Annotated in this window: 1 protein-coding gene; it reads left to right on the top strand. The window is 65.1% G+C overall.

All coding sequences use genetic code 11. The annotated features are described in order from the left end of the window. The first annotated feature begins 62 nt into the window (after positions 1–62). On the top strand, positions 63–1,304 hold the full coding sequence (locus AB0E90_RS51690) for an ISAzo13 family transposase (RefSeq protein ID WP_360421240.1): 1,242 nt from the start codon (positions 63–65) through the stop codon (positions 1,302–1,304). Positions 1,305–1,320: the final 16 nt, after the last annotated feature.

Here is a 1,320-nt window from a genome sequence, read left to right as displayed (position 1 = left end):
AGGGCCCGACGATGAATTAGCTGGTCGGCGGATTTCAAGATCGGCTCGTTGGGTTCGGTGTGATGAGTGAGGATGCCCTGGCGGTGAAGCTGGCCGTGCTGCGGCCGCATCTGGACGAGCGGCAGTGGCGGTTACTGCTGGGTGCGGAGGCGGTGGCGATCGGTCGGGGTGGCATCGCGTTGGTGGCCCGGTTGTCGGGAGCGTCACGGACCACGGTGCAGGCCGGTGTGAGCGAGGTCCGTGCGGATGTCGTGCCGGACGGGCGGGTACGGGCACCGGGTGCGGGTCGCCGGTCGGTGGAACAGAGCCAGCCGGGCATCGTCGAGGCGTTGGACGCGCTGGTCTCGCCGGAGACTCGCGGGGATCCGATGTCGCCGTTGCGGTGGACGACGAAATCCCTCGCACAGTTGATGAAAGGCTTGTACGCCAAGGGTTTCACCGTCAGTAAGAAGACCGTGGCCCGGTTGCTGAAGCAGTCGGGGTATCGGTTGCAGGCGGTGTTCAAGACCAAGGAAGGCGCCGGACATCCCGACCGTGACGCCCAATTCGCGCAGATCAACACCCTCGCCGCCATGTTCCTGGACGCCGGGGACCCGGTGATCAGCGTCGATACGAAGAAGAAGGAACTGGTCGGTGAGTACGAGAAGAAGGGGCGGGAGTGGCAGCCGACCGGCGTGCCCGTCGAGGTCAACGGCCACGACTTCCCCGGTGGTGTTCCCCGGGCAATCCCGTACGGCGTCTACGACATCGGCGCAGACGACGGGTTCGTCACCGTCGGCGTGGATCACGACACGGCCGCTTTCGCGGTCAACGCGATCCGCACCTGGTGGGACACCGTGGGCCGGGACCGCTATCGGCACAGCCGCCGGTTGTTGCTCACCGCGGACTGTGGGGGGTCCAACGGTAATCGGCTGCGGGCGTTCAAGGTCGAGATCGCCGCGTTCGCGGCGCAGGCCGGACTACAGATCACGGTCTGCCACTTCCCGCCCGGCACCTCGAAGTGGAACAAGGTCGAGCATCGCCTGTTCTCCTTCATCTCGATGAACTGGCGCGGCCGGCCCCTGACCGACTACCAGGTCATCGTCGAGACGATCGCCGCGACCACGACCGAGACCGGTTTGACCGTCGCAGCGGTCATGGACACCAACGAGTACCCCACCGGGGTCCGTGTCAGCGACGCACAGATCAAGGCCGTTCCGGTACAGCGATACGCCTTCCACGGCGAGTGGAACTACGTCATCCACCCTGGACTGATCCCCGAAACCTTACGAAACCAGACAATCAACCTCGAACCAACCAGCTAATTCATCGTCGGGCCCT

Origin of the sequence: Actinoplanes sp. NPDC026619, assembly GCF_040638295.1 — a bacterium.
Taxonomy (GTDB): Bacteria; Actinomycetota; Actinomycetes; order Mycobacteriales; family Micromonosporaceae; genus Actinoplanes.
Note: the sequence above shows the minus strand (reverse complement) of the source record. Positions and strands in the feature narration are given on the sequence as shown.